This is a genomic window from Bacillus sp. JST-5 (genome assembly GCF_057747715.1).
In genome coordinates, this window is the sequence record NZ_JBYLHW010000001.1 from 57,095 (window position 1) to 71,432 (window position 14,338).

Sequence of the window (14,338 nt, forward strand, 5' to 3'; positions counted from 1 at the left end):
CGACATAAGTGAAACAATCGATAAGAAGATTCAAGCTTTACAGTGTTATCAAAGTCAATTTATAAAGCAAGATCATTCGATTGATACACCACTTGTTAACGGCTATATTGAAGCCGTTGAGGCAAGAGAACGTTTATTTGGTAAAGAAATAGGCGTGGAATATGGAGAAGGTTTTCTGACTCGTCGACCTTTAAAGATAAAAGCAGAATGGATTGTTGAATCATGAAAAAATTAAAAATTGGCATTACTTGTTACCCAACAGTCGGTGGTTCAGGAGTTATCGCCACGGAATTAGGAAAAATGTTAGCGGAAAAAGGGCATGAAATTCATTTTATTACATCAGGTATCCCTTTTCGTCTAAGGAAAATGTATCCGAATATCTTTTTTCATCAAGTGGAGGTTAATCAATATTCCGTTTTTCAATACCCTCCTTATGATATTGCCCTAGCAAGTAAAATTGCTGAAGTTGCACAGCGGGAACAGTTACATATATTACATGTCCATTATGCAATACCGCATGCGATTTGCGGAATTTTAGCTAAACAAATGGTAGGAGAAAATGAATTTAAACTTGTGACAACCTTACATGGAACGGATATTACTGTTCTTGGGCAAGATCCTTCATTAACAGATGCGATTCGCTTTGGAATTGAACATTCCGATTATGTAACAGCTGTTTCAAATGCATTAGTTCAACAAACATATGATTTAATTCAACCAAAGAAAAAAATTGAAACGGTTTATAATTTTATCGATGAACGTGTGTATTTTAAACACCATCGGAAAAAGATCAAACAAGACTTTCATATTGAAGAACATGAAAAAGTCGTGATTCATGTTTCTAATTTTCGTGCTGTTAAAAGAGTTCCAGATGTCATTCGTGTGTTTCATGAAATCCATCAACATGTTCCTTCCAAATTATTATTAGTCGGGGACGGTCCGGAAATGAGAACCGTAACGCAATTAGTTCAAGACTTACAACTTGAGGAACATGTCATCTTCCTAGGAAAACAAGATAATTTAGAAGAAATCTATTCTGTTAGTGATTTAATGCTTTTATTATCAGAAAAAGAGAGTTTTGGTTTAGTGGCGCTTGAAGCAATGGCATGTGGAGTACCATGTATCGGTACGAATGTCGGCGGGATCCCTGAAGTAATTGTAGACAATTATACAGGTTTTATTTGTGACCTTGGAAATATCGAGCAAATAGCAGCAAAGGCATTATCTCTTTTAACAAATGAAGAATTGCGTCATCAATTTTCTATGAATGGAATTCATCATGTAATAGAACATTTTTATTCAGCAAAAATTGTTCAACAATATGAACGAATCTATTTTCAATTATTAGAAAAGGAAGGAAACCTTCATGAACAAACCTTTTCTTAAGGCAGTTCCCATTTTAGAAAAAATTGAACAGGCAGGCTTTGAAGCATATTTTGTTGGTGGTGCTGTTCGTGATTTTTTATTAGGGAAAGAAATTGATGATGTAGATATTGCAACAAGTGCACTACCTAATGAAATTCAATCAATTTTTCCGAAAACAGTGGATGTAGGAATTGAACATGGTACCGTTCTTATCGTTTATGAACATGAAAGTTATGAAGTTACCACTTTTCGTACGGAATCCGAATATGAAAATTATCGAAAACCGAAAGAGGTACAATTTGTTCGTTCCTTATTAGAAGATTTAAAAAGAAGAGATTTCACAATGAATGCGATAGCAATGACAAAAAATGGGGAAATCATTGACCCATTTCATGGACAAGATGCGATTAAAAATAAAATAATTAAAACCGTCGGATTGCCTGAAGAACGCTTTCGTGAAGACGCTCTAAGAATGATGCGTGCCATTCGCTTCGTTAGTCAATTAGATTTTCAATTGGACGAGAAAACGTACGAAAGTATATGTCAAAATCAACATTTGCTTCAACATATTTCTGTTGAAAGAATTTTGGTTGAGTTTGAAAAGTTATTACAAGGAAAAAGCAGAAAAAAAGCGTTGAAATTAATCGCAGAATCCGATTTATATCAATGGTTACCAGGATTAAAAGATAAAAAGGCATCATTATATTCCATTTCGGAGATGAATATTGAGGATCTTAACTTAGAGGAAATGTGGGCTATTTTAATGATTGTGATGGAAGTGTCTAACATTCCTCCATTCTTGAAAATGTGGAGAATGCCAGGAAAAAAAATCAAGAAAATCAAAAGCATTTGTAAGGCGTATGAAATGCGGAAAAAAGAACGATGGTCGAAAAAAACTCTTTATCAAACAGGACTTTCTATTGCATTAATGGCTGAACATATTTTTTCGATATTCGAACAAAAAGATCCAACAAACGAATTGAATAAAATAACTTCCATCTATCATTCTCTTCCTATTAAACATAGAAGTGAATTATCAGTAAATGGGAACGACCTTATTCAATGGGAAAATAAAAAAAGCGGACCTTGGGTGAAACAACGATTGGAATTAATTGAAGAAGCCGTCATTAACGGGATTGTTCAAAACGAGAAGGAGCAAATAAGGAAGTGGCTTTATTCATGAAATCTGAAATACGAAAGAAATTAATCGATGCCTTTCAAAAAGCAAATGGTGGATATGTTTCGGGTCAAGTATTAGCGAAAGCCATTGGCTGTTCGAGAACAGCCGTTTGGAAACATATAGATGATTTGCGCAAGGAAGGATTTAAACTAGAAGCGGTGCAAAAAAAAGGATACCGCTTAATACACACACCAAGCGTTTTGACAGAAGAAGAGATACTACTTGGCTTAGAAACAGAAAAAATTGGAAGAAGTATATTTATGTACGATTCGATTCCTTCAACACAAAAAATAGCCCAAGAACTTGCGCCAACTGTAGAAGAAGGGACGATTGTAATTGCTGAAGAACAAACATTAGGAAGGGGAAGGCTGGATCGTCACTGGTATTCTCCTAAAGGAACTGGAGTATGGATGACCTTAGTCATTAAACCGAACATCCCCATCCAACAAGCTCCTCAATTGACGTTATTGACAGCTGTTGCAGTCGTTCAAGCGGTAGAAGCAATTTCTGGATTGTTACCAACTATAAAATGGCCAAATGATATTTTATTGAACGGTAAAAAAGTTTGTGGAATTTTAACAGAAATGGAAGCCGATAGCGACCGAATTCAAAATATATTTATTGGAACAGGTGTTAATGTTAATGAAAAAAACTTTCCTAATGAGTTAAGAAATAAGGCGACTTCCATTGCAATCGAAACGAATAAAGAAATGAATCGTGCAGAGTATATTCAACAATATTGCTTAGCTTTTGAAAAATTATATCATTTATATTTACAACAAGGCTTTAAGCCAATTAAAATTTTATGGGAGAGCTATTCAAATTCTATTGGTAAATCAATCGTTGCTAGAACGATAAATAAGGAATTTTACGGAGTCGCGGAAGGAATAACCGATGATGGGGTTTTAATGTTAAGAGAACAAAACGGAACAATCCGCTATATTTATTCAGCTGATATTGAATTTTCTAATGAACAATAGTAGTCAATGTAGAAATCTACTGTTATAATTTTTATCGAAAGGGCGGTATCTGTCAAAGAACTGCACCATGATGTTAATATCAATTTCATCATTGAAGCGAATTTCTGCCTGTATCCAAATATGGACCGGGACAGAGGGATGAAACAATGGAGATTTAAGATTCCCTCTAACAGGGAATCTTTTTTAATAGTACCCCATTTATCCATTTCATTTGTTTCATCTCCTCTATAAAATGAAAGAGGAGGAGTTAGATGAAAACGACGGTTGATTTTTTAAAGATGAAAAAATCCGGTGAAAAAATTGCAATGATCACCGCGTACGATTATCCATCTGCTAAATTGGCAGAACAATCAGAGGTAGACTTAATATTAGTTGGAGATTCATTAGGGAATGTTGTATTAGGATATGATTCAACAATTCCTGTAACATTGGATGATATGATTCATCATACAAAAGCAGTTAAACGCGGTGCACCAAATACATTTATTGTGACAGATATGCCGTTTATGACCTACCATCTTTCCATAGATGAAACATTAAAAAATGGGGCAAAATTAGTCCAAGAAGGCGGAGCCCATGCTGTAAAAGTAGAAGGAAGTGGGGACGTCTTAAAGAAAATTGAAGCTTTAGTTCAAGCAGGTATTCCTGTTATGGCACACTTAGGTTTATTGCCACAGTCCGTAGGTGTCTTAGGTGGATATAAAGTGCAAGGTAAGAAAAAAGAAGAGGCCTTGCAATTGATGGAAGATGCAATCATGTGTGAACAAATGGGCGCATTTGCACTAGTATTAGAATGTATTCCTTATCAGTTAACTAAAGAAATTGCAAAAAAATTGACAATTCCAGTGATCGGGATTGGTGCAGGTCCTGATGCTGATGGTCAAGTGTTAGTTTATCATGATTTAATCGGATATGGTGTTGAACGGTTACCGAAGTTTGTGAAACCGTTTGCAAATGTTCAAGAGGAAATTAGACAAGGTATTAGTCGATATGTCAAGGAAGTAAAAGAGCAAACATTTCCTGAAACAAAACATTCATTCACGATGAAAGAAGAAGAATTAAAAGGTTTATACGGAGGAACAGCTGAATGAAAATCATTCGTAACTTACAAGAAATGCAACAAACATCCCAAAAATTAAAATTGGAAGGAAAAACGATTGGATTTGTACCTACTATGGGATATTTACACGAAGGACATATGTCGCTAGTAAAAAATGCTAGAAATGAAAATGACATTGTCGTTTTAAGCATATTTGTAAACCCTCTGCAGTTTGGCCCAAATGAAGATTTTGAGTCTTATCCGAGAGATTTTGAACGAGACGAAAAAATGGCTAAGGAAAACGGTGTAGATATCATTTTCTATCCATCTTCCAAAGAAATGTATCCAAATGAATTGACGGTTCAAGCGGTAGCTTTAAGAAGAACAGATGTATTATGTGGTAAATCAAGAGTAGGACATTTTGATGGGGTAGTAACAGTTTTAACTAAATTATTTCACCTCGTTATGCCAAATAAAGCATATTTTGGAATGAAAGATGCTCAACAAGTGGCGATTGTCGAAGGCTTAATACAAGATTTCAATTTTCCAATTGAATTAGTCCGTGTGGAAACCGTACGTGAACATGATGGTTTAGCAAAAAGTTCTAGAAATGTTTACTTAACAGAAAAAGAAAGAAAAGAAGCACCACAACTATACAAAGCGCTTCAATTAGGTAAAAAACTTATAGAAGAAGGAGAAAGGAATCCTAATACCGTTGTTGATGCTGTACGTCGTCATATTGAACAGCATACATCAGGAACTATTGATTATGTTGAAATTTACTCTTATCCCCAATTAACACCATTAACAGAATTGAACGGACATGTTATACTTGCTATTGCGGTTAAATTTTCTAAAGCGAGACTCATCGATAACATGACATTTACGGTATAAGGGAGGGAAAGATGATGTTTCGTACAATGATGAATGCCAAAATCCACCGTGCTCGAGTAACCGAAGCGAATCTAAACTACGTTGGTAGTATTACAATAGATCAAGATATTTTAGATGCTGTAGGAATGGTTGAAAACGAAAAAGTACAAATTGTGAATAACAATAATGGTGCACGACTAGAAACATATATTATTCCGGGGGAAAGAGGATCAGGTGTCATTTGTTTAAATGGTGCTGCAGCTCGACTTGTTCAACCTGGTGATATTGTCATAATCATTTCTTACGCTCTTGTACCAGAAGATAAAATACATGAACATCGTCCAAAAGTTGCTATTATGGATGAAAATAATCGAATATCGCAACTTCTTACATCAGAGCCAGCTCATACGATTTTATAAAAAAGATTCTCCTCTATGCATGAGGAGTTTTTTTATGGAATCGAAGTGCTATACTATTTTTATGATAAAATGAGAATAAATCTTTCTTATCCCATTTACATCGTTATTTTTATTCATCTTGTTTAAACTAATAAGGGAAAATTTCGTTTTTTTTGTCTTCATTAGAGGTGTATATATGAATAAATTTGTTGTTGTCGATTTAGAAACTACGGGGAATTCACCGAAAAAAGGTGACCGCATAATACAATTTGCAGCTGTTGTGATTGAAAACGGGAATATAGTCCGTTCTTTCCATACATTTCTCAATCCAAATGTGGAAATTCCAACTTTCATTTCAGAATTAACGAATATTACGGATGATATGGTTCGTTCGTCTCCACAATTTTACGAGATTGCAGATGAAGTCGAATCACTTTTGAGAGATAGCTGTTTCGTGGCACATAATGTTTATTTTGACTTAGCATTTCTTCAAGCGGAGTTAGAAGCTTGTGGAAGAAAGAAGTTTTCAGGGCCAGTCATTGATACAGTAGAATTAACTAAAATATTGATGCCAACGTTAGATAGTTATAAACTATCAGACATTGCTTTTAGTGTAGGATTTAATCATTCAAGACCTCATCGGGCTGATAGTGATGCAAAAGTGACAGCCCAATTATTTTTAAATTTATTGAAAAAAATGAATCAACTTCCTTTTGAAACGATCCAAAATTTAGAGAAATTATCTAAAGGGTTGAAAAGTGATTTATCATTATTACTCCAACAAGTGTTACAACAAAAAAATCCTTATGATCGATTAAATCCAAATCTTGTTAAAAAAAGAAACTTAATTATTCGTAAAGATGTAGAAGATGGAATAATCAATCCAAATATTGAACATTCTTTGAAATATCCATTTAATCATGAGGAAAAAAGAGATATATTAAAAAAAGGGTTTACTCATTATGAGGAACGACATAACCAGTTGGAAATGATGAATGAAGTGTGGAATTCTCTCGTTAATGAGAAGATCTCTTTCATTGAAGCGGGAGCAGGTCTTGGAAAAACTATCGGTTATTTAATCCCTGCGGCATATTTTAGTGAAATAGAGAGAAAAAAAGTAGTTATATCAGTTTCAACGATTCAACTCCAGCATCAAATAATGGAAAATGAAATACCAAGACTATTAAAGATGATTCCTTTCACCATTGTGGTGGCGATGCTGAAAGGAAGACAAAATTATTTAAGTTTATGGAAATTTGAAAAACTTTTATTTGAGAAAAATGAACATTATGATGAAACGATTACGAAAATGCAAATACTTGTTTGGCTAACAGAAACACTGACTGGTGATGTTGATGAGCTAAACTTATCTTCCGGTGGGAAAACTTTTTGGCGAAAGGTATGCAGTGAAATCGATATCAACCAAACCATCAATCCATGGAAATCAATGGAATTTTATTATCGTGCAAAAGAAAAAGCGAAAAATGCCAATATCATTATCACGAACCACCATTTTTTATTAGCGGACACGGTAAACCGTGAACAGTTATTACCTCCATACGATTATTTAATTATTGACGAGGCGCATCATTTTGAAAATGCTGGAACCAACTTTTTCGGTCATCGTTTCGAATATAATCATATTCGTTTTTTAATAAGTCGTTTTGGTACATTAGACAGTGATTATTTACTATCTAAAATTAAACGAATACTTTTAAAACATTCAACTTCCATTCAAGAAGAGGACATTTCCGACAAGCAATTATTACAATTTGCAGAAGAAGCGGATGAACTATTTAGAATATGTTCAAATATTGTGCAAAAGTACAGTTGTACAGAAACACAAGCGGGTAAATTAAGCATGTACTTAAAAGAATATAACAAAACAAATTCTTCCATTTTATATAGTTGTGAACGAGTTTATGATTGTTGGAAAAGAGTAAGTGAGACATTTGATGAATGGAATGATCTTTTAGAAGAGCTATATTCTCAATTAAAAGATTTTGAAAAAGTTATCGTTGATGAATGGTTTTTATATGTTCATGATTTTATCGGACTAGGAGATGCTTTGAAAGATTTTATTCAATTAAATTCTACTCAGAGAATTCATTCGATTGAAACAGACGTCCGTTCAACATTAAACCAAACATCATTAAATAGTCATTACCTTTTTCCTGGACAAGCTTTATATAATTATTTGTTTTCAAAGAAAAAATCCATTATCTTTACTTCTGCGACTATGACAGTGAATCATGATTTTCGCTTTTTTAAAGAACAGATCGGTTTATTAAAGGTAAATGCTTCTGAAAAACAATATCCGTCTCCATTTGATTATGAGAATCAAACAAAAGTATTTATCCTAAATGATCTACCTGATGTTACAGAAGTAGATATGGATGACTATTCAGAAGCGATTTCATCTCATATTACTTCCATTACTGAAGCTACAAAAGGTCGGCTTGTCATCTTGTTTACTTCTTATGAAATGATGAAGAAAACGTATTTTTTAATTAAAGACAGCCAGCTTTTAGAGGATTATGTATTACTTGCTCAAGGGATCTCAGGTGGAAGCCAACATCGGTTAATGAAACATTTTCAACAGTTTAACAAAGCTGTATTATTTGGAACCGGTTCTTTTTGGGAAGGTATGGATATACCAGGAGAAGCGTTAAGTGCCTTAATTATTGTACGTTTACCGTTTTCTTCTCCTCAAGAACCTGTAAATGAAGCGAGATCTCAAGCGATAAGAAGGCAAGGAAAAAATCCTTTTTATGAATATTCATTGCCAGAAGCTATTTTGCGTTTTAAGCAAGGATTTGGACGAATCATTCGAACTGATCATGATAAAGGATGTTTTATCGTATTTGATAAACGAATATTAACAAACAGATATGGAAAAAAGTTTATTCAATCAATTCCAGTGAAACAACTTCATGTGAAAAATATTGATGAAGTATGTTATGAAATCGAAAAATGGTTTGGATAAAAAAGAATTTCTTGATTAGGTAAGCAATGTGAGTCTTCCATAAAAAAGCTGCATATTGCAGCCATTTTGTGTGGACTAGAAAAATTAAAATTCAATCATTTTCATTCCTCTTATCATTGGTATAATGAAAGAGGGTCTTTAAATTGAATATTTATTGTTTCCTTTTTACTGGTTCGTATGATAACAATATTTACACGATTTTTAGGGGGACACATAATGGAAAGCAAAATTGAAGTACTTTCATCTGTAACGATAAATTATCATGATGACTTATATAAAATCGTTGATATTTTAAACCGAACATTAAAATACCAAAATTTAATGTTTGGCTTAGCATTGGATGCTAATGATAATACGAAAGCCGTTTTTACTATATATCGTACATAAAGAAGAAGTGTGATAAATATGAAAAAATGGATCATTATTGGATTAATTTCAATATCCTTAATATGTATAATTGCTGTCGGCATCATTTACTCTAATGCTACTCGTCCGATAGTAGAAAAAGAAGAAGAATTTATACAATTGGCAAAGGAACAGAGTAATGTTGTAAATATTGATAAAGTAGACTGGTTTCATTACATTGATTCCTATTTCGTTGTAAAGGGAACGAATCATAAAGGTGAAAAAGTTATCGTTTGGATTAACGAAGAAACAAAGCAATTATATACAGAGCTAGCTCAAAAAGGAAAAACGGAAGAAGAAATCATGGACGCATTAAACCAAAATTTAATTGATGGTTTAAGTAGTCAAGATGTTCCGAAAGAATATATTCATGTTAAATTAGGTATGTATGAAACATCTCCAATTTGGGAAGTAACATACATTGATCAACGAAACCGCTATACATTTTTATATTTAGATTTTTATACAGGAAAGTTATTTAGAAAATATAATTTATAATACGATTGGGGGAACGAAAGTGTTATCAAATAGAGCGAAATCAATTTCACCATCCACAACATTAGAAATTACTGCTAAAGCTAAAGAGATGAAAGCAAAAGGATTAAACGTTATCGGATTAGGAGCCGGTGAACCTGATTTTAATACTCCGGAACATATTATTAAAGCTGCCTATCAATCCATGATTGATGGGAAAACAAAATATACCGCAACAGGAGGCTTACCGGAATTAAAACAAGCGATTATCAATAAATTTAAGACAGATCAAGGAATTGAATATGCACCTAATGAAATTATTGTCACAAACGGTGCAAAACATGCATTATATACACTTTTTCAAGCAATTTTAGATGAAGGTGACGAGGTCATTATTCCTTCTCCTTATTGGGTAAGTTACCCTGAACAAGTAAAATTAGCTGGTGGAACACCAGTGGTTGTAGAAGGTAAAGAAGAAAATCAATTTAAAATTACTTTAGACCAATTAAAAGAAGCTATTTCAGAAAAAACAAAGGCAATCATCATCAATACTCCAAGCAATCCGACTGGTGTCATTTATACAAAAGAAGAGCTTGAGATGCTAGGAAAGTTATGTTTAGAACATAACATTATTATTGTTTCTGATGAAATTTATGAAAAATTAGTTTATAATCATCACTCGCATATTTCTATTGCACAAATTTCTGATGAATTAAAAAATCAAACGATTATTATTAACGGGGTATCAAAATCACATTCGATGACTGGATGGAGAATTGGTTATGCTGCTGGTAATGCTACAGTTATCAAAGCGATGACGGACATAGCTAGCCATAGTACATCCAATCCAACGACCGCATCTCAATATGGGACCATTGCAGCGTATGAAGGGGATCAGCAACCGATTGAAGAAATGCGTCAAGCTTTTGAAAAACGATTGTCGATCATTTATGATCGAATCATTCAAATTCCTGGATTTTCTTGTGTTAAACCACAAGGAGCGTTTTACTTATTTCCAAATGCGAAAAATGCAGCATTATCTTGCGGATACAACAACGTGGATGAATTTGCGAAAGCATTATTAAAAGAGGCGCTAGTTGCAGTGATTCCGGGTTCTGGCTTTGGCTCTCCTGATAATATACGACTATCATATGCCACTTCACTGGAATTACTTGAAGAAGCAGTCGATCGAATTCATCAATTTGTCGTAAATAAAATGGATAAGTAAGATAAGGCTTATATTGCGTTATTAAAGAAATGATAGGTATAATGATGTAAGTTATAGATAGTTGGAGGGAATTATACGTGAAAACTACCATTGCAGAAGTAAAAAACTTTGTAGGAAAAGAAGTTACAATTGGAGCTTGGCTCGCGAATAAACGTTCTAGTGGAAAAATTGCCTTTTTACAACTCCGTGATGGAACAGGTTTTATTCAAGGGGTAGTTGTAAAAGCAGAAGTTAGTGAAGAAGTTTTTCAAATAGCAAAAACTGTTACACAAGAATCTTCGCTCTATGTTACTGGAACCGTTACAATTGACGAACGTTCTCCTTTTGGCTATGAATTACAAGTGAAAAACTTGGAAATTATTCACCAATCTACGGATTATCCGATTACTCCGAAAGAACACGGTGTTGAATTTTTAATGGATCATCGCCATTTATGGCTTCGTTCAAAAAGACAACATGCCATTATGAAAGTACGAAATGAAATTATTCGTTCTACTTATGAATTTTTTAACAACCAAGGTTTTGTGAAAGTGGATCCGCCGATTTTGACTGGAAGTGCACCGGAAGGAACAACAGAATTATTCCATACGAAATATTTTGATGAAGATGCTTATCTTTCCCAAAGTGGTCAGTTATATATGGAAGCTGCGGCAATGGCGTTAGGAAAAGTGTTTTCCTTCGGTCCAACGTTTAGAGCGGAAAAATCAAAAACAAGAAGACATTTAATCGAGTTTTGGATGATTGAACCTGAGATGGCTTTCTATGAATTTGAGGACAACCTTAAAGTTCAAGAAGAATACGTATCTTATATCGTTCAATCTGTTTTGAAAAATTGTTCATTAGAGTTAAAAACATTAGGACGCGATATATCTAAATTGGAACATATTAAAGCTCCGTTCCCGCGAATTACATATGATGAAGCGATCCAATTATTACATGAAAAAGGATTTAATGATATTCAGTGGGGAGATGACTTTGGAGCACCACATGAAACAGCTATTGCTGAAAGTTTTGATAAACCAGTATTTATTACGCACTATCCAACTTCTTTAAAACCATTTTATATGCAACCAGCAAAAGATCGAGAAGATGTCGTTTTATGTGCGGATTTAATTGCACCGGAAGGTTACGGTGAAATCATCGGTGGTTCTGAACGTATACATAACTATGATTTATTAAAACAACGTATAGAAGAACATCAATTACCTTTAGAGGCATATGAGTGGTATTTAGATTTGAGAAAGTACGGCTCTGTTCCTCATTCAGGATTCGGTTTAGGATTAGAGAGAACCGTTGCATGGATTACTGGTACTGAACATGTTCGTGAAACCATTCCATTCCCACGTTTATTAAATCGATTATATCCATAAAAAAGTTGCCACAATGGCAACTTTTTTCATTGTAATTTTTCTAATAAAATATTTTGTAACTTGTGAACATTTTCTTAAAAAGACGCCAAAACATTTTCCAGTTTAGTTAATAATTTTGATCTATTAGATGTTCGAAATTGAATAGGGTATGTTCGACAAATTTCTTATCATGTTCAAGGAATCATGTTATACTATTTTAGAGGTGGAGAAGATGATCAAACATGCAGTACAAGCGTGGATGAAAGATGGAATTATTTCTATTCCTTCTTTTTTATTTCAATTTTATAAAAAAATTGGACTAACGGATCAAGAATGTTTTTTCTTATTAAATGTATATTCATTTATAAAAAATGGAAATGAATTTCCAACCCCAGATGAATTGTCAGAACAAATGACAATTGATGTCGAACAATGTTCAATGTTATTGCGCGCATTAATTAAACGAGGTTATATGAAAATTGAACATTATAATCAAGAAGGAATTTATGGCGAAAGATATTCGTTAGATCCTCTTTGGGAACGCTTGTTACAGCAATATATTAATCAACAAGAACTCCAAACGTCTTATATGCAAAATGAAAGCATATATACTATCTTTGAAAAAGAATTCGGACGACCATTGTCACCGTTTGAATGCGAAACATTAGCTATGTGGCTGGATGATGATCAACATAGTACGGAAATTGTGGTTGCTGCATTAAAAGAAGCAGTCATTTCTGGAAAGTTAAACTTTCGATATATAGATCGAATTTTATTTGAATGGAAGAAGAACGGGATCAAAACAGTAGCACAAGCGAAAGATTATGGAAAGAAATTTCGTATGAATCAAAAGCGTGAGAAAGTTTCAGAAATAAAAACAAATGTACATGATGTACCTTTTTATAATTGGTTAGAAAGTTAGATGGTGACGTTATGCTAACATTAAAAGAAATTCGATATTGTTTAGATCAGATTGGAGAAATGTTTCCGGATGCTCATTGTGAATTAAATCATTCGAATCCATTTGAGCTCGTTATAGCGGTGGCACTATCTGCCCAATGTACCGATGCATTAGTCAATAAAGTAACAAAACATTTATTTCAAAAATATAAAACACCTGAAGACTACTTAAACGTCTCATTAGAAGAATTGAAAAATGATATTCGTTCGATTGGATTATATCGTAATAAAGCTAAAAATATACAAAAATTATGTCGCATATTAATTGATGAATATAAAGGGGAAGTACCAAAAGATCGTGATGAATTGATGAAGTTACCTGGTGTGGGACGAAAAACAGCTAATGTTGTAGTTTCCGTAGCTTTCGGAATTCCCGCCATTGCCGTTGACACTCATGTTGAAAGAGTTAGTAAACGACTAGGTATTTGCCGTTGGAAAGATAGTGTATTAGAGGTAGAAAAAACGTTGATGAGGAAAATTCCGAAAGAAGAATGGTCCATTACACATCACCGTTTAATATTTTTTGGACGTTATCACTGTAAAGCACAAAATCCTAACTGCCCCAATTGTCCACTACTTTCCTTATGCAGGGAAGGTAAGAAAAGAATGAAGGTTCGATAGAAATGACTCGGATTCCTAAACCATTACAATCCAACTTTTTTAGTGAAGAACAAATCCAAAAATTATTTCCTAAAGAAATTGACTATTATAAACAGGAAAAGGAAAATTGGGTTGTAAGCGGAGAAGAATTTGAAAAACTTCTATTTCAATGGAAGGAAGATGTCTTTCCGAAGTTACAAACTCTTTATTCTAAGCGAGAGGTTCAAGCTGCAACACCTCATATGAAAAGAGGGATTTCTCTTTTTCTATCGCTATTATTTTGGACAAACGAAAAACCAGTTCATCTATTTGAGTGGGAGAAACAATTAAACTCATTTTCATTGATTCCTTTAAATACAATCGAACGATTAAAATTTATTATGAAATACCCGAATCTATATCATTCAATGATTCAATTGAAAGAACTAATGTTAGAAATGGAAAAGCTTTATCGGAAAAGTTTAATTATGAAAAAGAAACAATAACAAAGGTCCAAGCAAA

15 protein-coding genes are annotated in these 14,338 nt (G+C 33.6%); all 15 read left to right on the forward strand.

Annotated elements, in window-relative coordinates; genetic code table 11:
* On the forward strand, window positions 1-226 hold a 226-nt coding region (locus tag AC3ASS_RS00330), incomplete at its 5' end, for a PIG-L deacetylase family protein (protein WP_488281501.1).
* On the forward strand, window positions 223-1,386 hold the full coding sequence (gene bshA, locus AC3ASS_RS00335; RefSeq protein WP_488281502.1) for an N-acetyl-alpha-D-glucosaminyl L-malate synthase BshA: 1,164 nt from the start codon (window positions 223-225) through the stop codon (window positions 1,384-1,386). The genes AC3ASS_RS00330 and bshA, both read left to right, overlap by 4 nt.
* Entirely contained in the window at window positions 1,367-2,548 is a 1,182-nt protein-coding gene (locus tag AC3ASS_RS00340; RefSeq protein ID WP_488281503.1) for a CCA tRNA nucleotidyltransferase, read from the forward strand. Before bshA ends, AC3ASS_RS00340 begins: the two co-directional genes overlap by 20 nt.
* Complete coding sequence (locus tag AC3ASS_RS00345; protein ID WP_488281504.1) at window positions 2,545-3,525, forward strand: biotin--[acetyl-CoA-carboxylase] ligase; 981 nt, start codon at window positions 2,545-2,547, stop codon at window positions 3,523-3,525. Before AC3ASS_RS00340 ends, AC3ASS_RS00345 begins: the two co-directional genes overlap by 4 nt.
* Window positions 3,526-3,776: 251 nt before the next feature.
* On the forward strand, window positions 3,777-4,616 hold the full coding sequence (gene panB / locus AC3ASS_RS00350) for a 3-methyl-2-oxobutanoate hydroxymethyltransferase (protein ID WP_488281505.1): 840 nt from the start codon (window positions 3,777-3,779) through the stop codon (window positions 4,614-4,616).
* Complete coding sequence (gene panC, locus AC3ASS_RS00355; RefSeq protein ID WP_488281506.1) at window positions 4,613-5,458, forward strand: pantoate--beta-alanine ligase; 846 nt, start codon at window positions 4,613-4,615, stop codon at window positions 5,456-5,458. Before panB ends, panC begins: the two co-directional genes overlap by 4 nt.
* 14 nt (window positions 5,459-5,472) lie before the next feature.
* Complete coding sequence (panD, locus tag AC3ASS_RS00360) at window positions 5,473-5,856, forward strand: aspartate 1-decarboxylase (protein ID WP_488281572.1); 384 nt, start codon at window positions 5,473-5,475, stop codon at window positions 5,854-5,856.
* Between the two features lie 175 nt (window positions 5,857-6,031).
* Window positions 6,032-8,821 (forward strand): ATP-dependent DNA helicase DinG, encoded by a 2,790-nt coding sequence (dinG, locus tag AC3ASS_RS00365; RefSeq protein WP_488281507.1) that lies wholly within the window; start codon window positions 6,032-6,034, stop codon window positions 8,819-8,821.
* A gap of 216 nt (window positions 8,822-9,037) precedes the next feature.
* Window positions 9,038-9,208 (forward strand): YpmA family protein, encoded by a 171-nt coding sequence (locus AC3ASS_RS00370; RefSeq protein ID WP_488281508.1) that lies wholly within the window; start codon window positions 9,038-9,040, stop codon window positions 9,206-9,208.
* A gap of 18 nt (window positions 9,209-9,226) precedes the next feature.
* Window positions 9,227-9,724 carry a cell wall elongation regulator TseB-like domain-containing protein gene (locus AC3ASS_RS00375; protein WP_488281509.1) on the forward strand — a complete coding sequence of 166 codons (498 nt, stop codon included), beginning with the start codon at window positions 9,227-9,229 and terminating at the stop codon, window positions 9,722-9,724.
* Window positions 9,725-9,743: 19 nt separating this feature from the next.
* The gene (locus AC3ASS_RS00380; protein ID WP_488281510.1) at window positions 9,744-10,928 is read left to right on the forward strand and encodes a pyridoxal phosphate-dependent aminotransferase; all 1,185 of its coding nucleotides are present in this window, start codon (window positions 9,744-9,746) and stop codon (window positions 10,926-10,928) included.
* Window positions 10,929-11,005: 77 nt separating this feature from the next.
* A complete protein-coding gene (gene asnS, locus AC3ASS_RS00385) occupies window positions 11,006-12,298 on the forward strand; it encodes an asparagine--tRNA ligase (protein ID WP_488281511.1) in 1,293 nt (430 codons plus the stop codon).
* A gap of 211 nt (window positions 12,299-12,509) precedes the next feature.
* Window positions 12,510-13,199 carry a DnaD domain-containing protein gene (locus AC3ASS_RS00390; protein WP_488281512.1) on the forward strand — a complete coding sequence of 230 codons (690 nt, stop codon included), beginning with the start codon at window positions 12,510-12,512 and terminating at the stop codon, window positions 13,197-13,199.
* 11 nt (window positions 13,200-13,210) lie between these two features.
* Window positions 13,211-13,858 (forward strand): endonuclease III, encoded by a 648-nt coding sequence (gene nth / locus AC3ASS_RS00395; RefSeq protein WP_488281513.1) that lies wholly within the window; start codon window positions 13,211-13,213, stop codon window positions 13,856-13,858.
* Window positions 13,859-13,860: 2 nt separating this feature from the next.
* The gene (locus AC3ASS_RS00400; protein ID WP_488281514.1) at window positions 13,861-14,322 is read left to right on the forward strand and encodes a YpoC family protein; all 462 of its coding nucleotides are present in this window, start codon (window positions 13,861-13,863) and stop codon (window positions 14,320-14,322) included.
* Window positions 14,323-14,338 lie beyond the last annotated feature (16 nt).

Bases quoted from the DNA above. Each gene is read 5' to 3' on its own strand.
- AC3ASS_RS00390 (WP_488281512.1), top strand. From the start codon at position 12,510: ATGATCAAACATGCAGTACAAGCGTGGATGAAAGATGGAATTATTTCT.
- panD (WP_488281572.1), top strand. From the start codon at position 5,473: ATGTTTCGTACAATGATGAATGCCAAAATCCACCGTGCTCGAGTAACC.
- nth (WP_488281513.1), top strand. From the start codon at position 13,211: ATGCTAACATTAAAAGAAATTCGATATTGTTTAGATCAGATTGGAGAA.
- panB (WP_488281505.1), top strand. From the start codon at position 3,777: ATGAAAACGACGGTTGATTTTTTAAAGATGAAAAAATCCGGTGAAAAA.
- AC3ASS_RS00345 (WP_488281504.1), top strand. From the start codon at position 2,545: ATGAAATCTGAAATACGAAAGAAATTAATCGATGCCTTTCAAAAAGCA.
- AC3ASS_RS00400 (WP_488281514.1), top strand. From the start codon at position 13,861: ATGACTCGGATTCCTAAACCATTACAATCCAACTTTTTTAGTGAAGAA.
- AC3ASS_RS00370 (WP_488281508.1), top strand. From the start codon at position 9,038: ATGGAAAGCAAAATTGAAGTACTTTCATCTGTAACGATAAATTATCAT.
- AC3ASS_RS00375 (WP_488281509.1), top strand. From the start codon at position 9,227: ATGAAAAAATGGATCATTATTGGATTAATTTCAATATCCTTAATATGT.
- AC3ASS_RS00340 (WP_488281503.1), top strand. From the start codon at position 1,367: ATGAACAAACCTTTTCTTAAGGCAGTTCCCATTTTAGAAAAAATTGAA.
- bshA (WP_488281502.1), top strand. From the start codon at position 223: ATGAAAAAATTAAAAATTGGCATTACTTGTTACCCAACAGTCGGTGGT.
- dinG (WP_488281507.1), top strand. From the start codon at position 6,032: ATGAATAAATTTGTTGTTGTCGATTTAGAAACTACGGGGAATTCACCG.
- panC (WP_488281506.1), top strand. From the start codon at position 4,613: ATGAAAATCATTCGTAACTTACAAGAAATGCAACAAACATCCCAAAAA.